This window comes from Methylobacterium sp. WL116, from assembly GCF_008039455.1.
Classification (GTDB): domain Bacteria; phylum Pseudomonadota; class Alphaproteobacteria; order Rhizobiales; family Beijerinckiaceae; genus Methylobacterium.
This window is the reverse complement of record NZ_VRUV01000261.1, coordinates 1-6,344: the sequence shown is the minus strand read 5'-3', so window position 1 is coordinate 6,344 and position 6,344 is coordinate 1. Positions and strand designations below refer to the sequence as shown.

Below are 6,344 nucleotides of genomic sequence, written 5' to 3'. Positions count from 1 at the left end.
ATTTCTTTGAGCTTCCTTGCGATCTTGCAACGACCAAGGATGCAGGCGGTCGAAAAGCCTGCCCGCTGCTCTCCCGAGGGGCCGGACAGCCACAGCGTGACGTCCTCTTTTCACACAGCCTCGGTGGGGAGCGGACCCTGACCCTTCGCCCTGAACAGGACATTCCGCCTGCGACCCGAGACGGGCGCTCCTGCTCTCCGTCCAAAGGCCTTGAAGCGGACAGTCGGCATCTATGGCACGGTGGCACTCACGTCCTGTCGTCGATCCTAACCTATGGTCCGTAGATTTGAGAACTTGGCTGCTAGTAAGTCAATTTGTGCTATTAATTAAATATAAATCCTGTGTAGACGAGATTTTGTTAATTTTTGAAAGCTAAGCCTATGTAAGAGTGAGGGGGTAGAATGGCACGAAGCGCTGTAAAGAGCCCTGATGCGCTCGCATCGCTGCTCCATAGGCCATTCTATCGGTTGACGTTTCCGTCTGCCATCGAGTCCGCGTTTCAGACGGCGGGGCATGAGTCGCGAAGGCGCGAATCGACGCTTGCGACATGCATTGGGCTGATCATCTACTGGGCTTTGTACTACGCCGACTGCCTCCTTCTCAGCGATGTCGTTTCGACGGCTGCCATTATCCGCTTCGGCATCGTCACGCCGATCGGATTCGGCGTGATTTGGTTCTCCTACCGCACGCAGTCTCGTCGGAGTCGCGAGATCGTGCAATCCGCCTCGATGATCATGACGGTATTGAGCTTCACAGCAATGGAGCTGGCAAGCTCTATGCCTGGACGGACCTATCACAATTTTGGTTTTGTTGAAGTCATCGTTTATGCTGCAATCGTTCAACGCCTTCCATTCAAGTACGCGTTGACTTCTATCATTGCGATCACGTTCGTGCACCTGGCAACCGTGCTCCAGATGCACGAAGTTGAGCTGCAGATCCGTCTTGCTGCCAATTCCCTCGTTGCTGCCGCGGGGGCGTTTATCTTAGTCGCGAGTTATTCGGCAGAGCGATGGGATCGTCAGCGTTTCATAATGACGACCCTCGACGCTGTACGCGTGGCTGAGCTCGATCACCTGTCGCGATGCGATGCGTTGACCGGCTTGTCAAATCGCCGTTCTCTCGATGATTTCCTTTCGCAAGATATGACCGGACCTGTCGCCGTCATCCTCCTCGATGTCGACGCTTTCAAACGGTACAATGACCATTACGGACATCAGCAGGGGGATATGTGCCTCCGCTTAGTGGCTCAAGCGGTTCAGTCGGCCGCAGGAAACGCATCGTTCGTCGCGCGCTACGGTGGCGAGGAGATTGTGATCCTTCTCCAGCAAGCCAATGACGATCGCGCGTGGCGTTTGGCCGAGGCGGTCCGTGTTGCCGTACAGGACCTTGCTCTTCCACATGTGGCCAGCGGTACCTCGTCCGTAGTGACCGTAAGTGTCGGCTGCGCCATAGGCTCCTCGTATCAAGACCAAAAATTGAAGCGGCTAATTCGGCAGGCGGATGAAGCGCTTTACCGGGCGAAGTCAACCGGTAGGAATCGGGTCGCCACCTTTGGGGAATCGCCCGCGGCATTGGCTCTCGTTTCCTAGATTGGTTGGCCCGAGAGGCGATGTCGAGGTCAGGTGCAGCAGATCCGACGATCGCACCACCTGCGGACTGCTGAAACAGTACCAGGGCCAGTCGGAAAGCCCCCTATGGGTCACGAGCAGTCGCTGCGGGTCTGTTTGCTTCATCGCATCCGCCGTCCGGAAGCGGACGGGCAGAAAACCACCCTTAGCCGCCCTTCACTGTTGAGCGGAGTGCCGGCGACAGCGGCGAGGGCTTCTAGCTTGATCCGTTCACCACGTTCGACATCCTGACGCATGGTGCGGGGGAGCGCGCCCCGTGGCCTGCGCCGTGGCGTCGGCAAAGGACACAGTGGCAGGATTTGCCACTGTGTTGCCTTACGCCCGGTTGCTTGCGTTCGCTCTGGCAACGCCGTGCGCCGTCTCTAGGCGCATGCGGTGCGGTGCAATGCTCAACGCTGGCCTTGCACTTTAATAGATTGTTAAGCACCGCCTGTGTGTAGCCTGGTAAAAATTATAACGATGTATGAACAGGGCTATCTTCGATGATCGATGTAGGAGATCGTTAAGCATCAGAGACGGGGACGAGCGATGCGCGAAGCAGCTGAAGACACTGGCTTTATCCTCAAGCTCGCTCTCGTGATCTTCATAGGCCAGGGCCTGATGATGCTGGTCCACTGACCGGCCCACAACTTGGCCACCTTCGGGGCGCTGCCTAAGCGGCAGAACCGGCGCCGCTTCATTGCAGGCGCTGGATGCACCGGAGCCCTACCATGCTGAAGATCGTCGGCGCCATCCTCACTGTCGCAGCTGTCGTCGCGATCGGAGGTCTGGTGCAGCTGCCGGCGCGGGCTGTCAGAGCCGTTCGTGGCCTTGTTGGGCGCCCCCCCGCGGTCGCACAGATCACGGCCCGCGGATAGAGCGGGCGCCCCGTAGGGGAAACCTCCGTCGATGAGATGCCTTCGCCTGATAGAGCATTGGGAGGACCCCATGAGCGACGACGAAGCGACGTAGACAGAAGCAGCCGGTACCCAACCGCCAGGCCACCCGCTCGATCCTGCGAAGGCGCCTGTACCTCCGGCAGAGAGCGCCGGACCGACTTCCCCCGGCCTTCCCGATCCGCAGCCGGACCATGCTCCTGAAAGCGGCGGCTACGAGGGGAAGCCGCCGTCGACCGGCTCTGGGAACGCCAAGGGCGGGTATGGAGCTAGTTAAGGCCCCCAAGCCCGCCGCTGGATCACGGCGGGCTTCTGTAGACCGTTCAGGCGGCCATACGACCGGCACGGCCCAGGCCGATGTTCTTCGCGAGGGCGGAGCGGGCCTTGGAGTAAGCGGCAGCCGTCGTCGGATAATCGTCCGGCAGGCCGAACTTCGCCCGGTAGCTGTGCGGGTCGAGCCCATGCTTCGTGAGGTGGCGCTTGAGGGTCTTGTACGCCTTCCCGTCGATGAAGCTGACCAGGTCCTCATGGCGGATCGACTTGCGGATCTGCGCTGCGGTCGGCAGCTCGACCTCTTCGGCCGGGGCGTTAGCACGATCGGCGGCTGTCCCGTTCGCGATGCCGTTGAGAGTCGCATGAACGGTGCGGATCAGAGCGGGAAGCTCAGTCGCTGGTACGCGGTTGTTCGAAACGTAAGCAGCGACCAGTCCGGCTGCCATCGTGAGCATATTGGGGTTCAACCCCAGGTTTTCTTCAGTCACTTCGATTGTCCTGTGTGTGCCTCTCGGGCGTGAGATTTACCGATCTCTCATCCAGATCAAGGTATGACTCGCACAAGATCGCGCGAGCCTGCTGTGATCTGTACGCATGATCGGGGGACATGTTTCGCGGAAGAGTGGGCCGGGGCGTCCTCATGGGTGGCCCCGGCTACTCGTGGATAGCGACGGCGCTCACTTCCACGACAGGCTATCGAGGCCCACGGTGCCTCGAACGACTCCGAAGCTCAGCACCAAGCCGACTTGGCGGTTCAGCACCGAGCGACCCTCGTATTGAGCGCCGTCGGCTGTGGCTGGAACAGTCAACATGTCTTCTGCAGCAGCCTGTAATGGGGATAGAAGCCCCGGACGCCCAAGCGGTCCGGGGCTTCTATCCCCCTGCTATGCCTCATGTCGAAGCGCATCCACGAATTTTCATCCATGTTGTACCTTCCGGTAGCGTTTTTATCATCGATAAGCCTTGACGATCTACGTTCTTCGGCAGAGGCGTAAATTCGCTTGGTGAAAGGAATTATCGTGGACGAACAAGTCGAAGCTCAATCTGCCATCTTTATGACACTCGCTGCCGACCTCGTCGCGGCCTACGTGTCGAACAACAACGTGCCTGTGTCGGAGCTACCGAACATCATTGCCAGCGTGCATGCGTCCTTGTCTGGTCTTGCCAACGGGGCGCCCGCCGAGCCCGCGGGCCCCGAGAAGCCGACGCCGGCACAGATCCGCAAGTCGGTCACGCCCGACGCGCTGATCAGCTTCATCGACGGGAAGCGCTACAAGACACTCAGGCGACACGTGACCGTGGCCGGTCTGACGATGGATGAGTACCGGGCGCGCTACGGCCTCCCAGCGGACTACCCGTCGACCGCCGCGAGCTACTCCGCCCAGCGGTCCGAGCTTGCTCGATCCCTCGGCCTCGGTCAGCAACGGAAAAAGGCGGCTCCCAAGGCTGCCGCAGCCGACGAAACAGTCTCCGAGGTGCCCAAGACCGGCGGTAGGAAGCCCAAGGCTGCTAAGGCCCCTGAGGCGGCTCCGAAGGCCCGTGGGCGGAAGAAGGTCGAGAAGGTCGCCGAGACAGCTTGAGGCCGCTCAGCGCCCCGTTCCGGCACACTACGGCATCCGGTGCGGTGACACGTTCCTAACGCTGCCTCGCCATCCTGCACCCGGGCCAAGTTGCGTATCGGCCTATCGCTGGTGAGATAGTCGACCTCCCCCGCCAGCCCGTAATCGGATCGGGCGGCGGGGCCGAGCCGGTCAACGCGTGGTCAGGCAGCGCTACTCCGCTGCTGTCGAGATAAGCCTCGTCCGCCGCGGATGCCTTCCCCCTGCATTTAAGCGGGCCAGGGTCCGCCGCGTGGCGGAGATGGCGTCGGCGAGATCCTCTGAGAGCTCACCTCGGTGTGCCAACGCTTCAAGGCGACGAATAGCGGCCATATCGGACGCGTTGACCCTGCCGGGCTGAGCCTGGATCGATCGCATCAGCGTACGCGCCAGCTCTTGGGTCAGCTCAAGTGCTCTACCAAAATCGGTCGTATTGTCATTCATAGCTGACCTGTGATCATCAAGGTTCTTTTCTTCATATATATTGCTGTAATCTGAAAATAATGAATAGGTTTATGGTTCTTTTGGTATTTTTAGTTCACAAAGTTTTTTTATTAACCTTTACGTATATATGAAGTTGCACGAATGCTCTAAATCTCACGGATGGTGAGTGCGCATATGCTAACCCTTGCTGGAATATGTTGAATATCTGGGCAGAAATAAGTATTATTCCGCCTATCATTCCGTGTCATGAAGCTGTTAGTTCGAGAGCGGCCGTACCTTTGCCGCTCAGGATTGATGCCATGCAGACCCTGGGATTGTCCGACGCGCACGAGCGCGGATCGGTGACTGATCGTCGTGCCGTAGCTCTCGACAATGCGCTATGGTTTCGCGCTTTGGCCTAGCGCGCGCTCCGCGATGGCGCCCCCAAGGCTGAACTGCGCGCGGCCAATGCCCGAGCGACGGCCCGCATCGTGCTGCGTCAAGTAAGGCGGGAGGCTTTGGTTCGTCGGCTAGTGCTCGACGCCGGGGCGGTCGAAGCATAGGCGTCTGACCTGTGTTTCAGTGCTGCCACCCGAGCTTCTCACCTGATCGAGCGCCAAAGCCGCTCAGGACGTTTGAAGCTTTTTGTCTGTCCGGTCATCACCAGACACGCCGCGCGGCGTGAACGCAACCACGTTCCCCTCAGAGTGCTTCGCGGAAGGCACGCTCGAAGCTGCAGGCATCTGAGCAGCCATTTTTCGCCGTTCGATCGATTGACCGATCGCGCTTTTCACGGACGACGCGTATCCCCGCCGAGACAGCCATTTTAGGTAAGCGACACCGTTCATCATTCAAAGCCTGATCTGTTCGTTAGCGGCGTGAGTAACGCACCAACGTCAGGAACAGACCAGAACCTTATTGTCTGAGCGTCCTAATCTTTTGTCTCTACGTCTCATTTTTAAGAACATCCGTGAACGGCTTCGATATCACGTGCCGCCCGGATGCGTCGTAGACCTCAACCGTCCAAGTCGACCAATCGCGCCGAGGGCTGCCAAGCATCACGTCCAGTGCGACGCGCTCGGCGTGGGCGCATTAGTGCCCAGGTCGGCAGCCGCTTGCCATGCCGATCGGCGACAAGGTCGTGCCCATTCGTACAGTGGAAGCGGTAAAGTGGTGTCGGCATTGGTCTTCTACCCCGCCCACCACACCATCTCACCACTGCACGCCTGGCCGTGGTCGCCATGGTTGAACCGTCGGTCTGCTTGCTGTCTGTTCCTTGTATGTTCTTGAGCAACTCGGAGCGTCGATGCACCCCCAGCCGCACGAAACGCCTGTGGAGATCCGGCCCGCTGAGGCCGACGCGATCGCGTGGGCCTTGCACAGGCAGTCAAGGCATTCGAATTCGGCGATGGTGTCGTGCTGTAAAGGGCGGACCAATTCCAGGCCGCTGTGGCGGAGTAAAACCAGGCCAATGGCGGCCGCAGCTTGAACGATGAAGGGGCCCGATCGGGCCCCTTCATCGTTTATCGCCGACCATGAGGCTCAAG

3 protein-coding genes are annotated in these 6,344 nt (G+C 59.5%); 2 read left to right on the top strand and 1 reads right to left on the bottom strand.

Annotation, left to right across the window (positions count from 1 at the left end):
• Positions 1–401: 401 nt before the first annotated feature.
• Complete coding sequence (locus FV223_RS17410) at positions 402–1,589, top strand: diguanylate cyclase (RefSeq protein ID WP_147728205.1); 1,188 nt, start codon at positions 402–404, stop codon at positions 1,587–1,589.
• 1,237 nt (positions 1,590–2,826) lie between these two features.
• Here the strand turns inward: FV223_RS17410 and FV223_RS17400 are convergent.
• Positions 2,827–3,264: a MucR family transcriptional regulator gene (locus FV223_RS17400; RefSeq protein WP_348642515.1), complete on the bottom strand. Its 438-nt coding sequence runs from the start codon at positions 3,262–3,264 to the stop codon at positions 2,827–2,829.
• Positions 3,265–3,831: 567 nt separating this feature from the next.
• On the opposite strand from FV223_RS17400, the gene FV223_RS17395 reads away from it, so the two are divergent.
• Positions 3,832–4,356: a MucR family transcriptional regulator gene (locus FV223_RS17395; RefSeq protein WP_147728206.1), complete on the top strand. Its 525-nt coding sequence runs from the start codon at positions 3,832–3,834 to the stop codon at positions 4,354–4,356.
• The last annotated feature ends 1,988 nt before the right edge of the window (positions 4,357–6,344 follow it).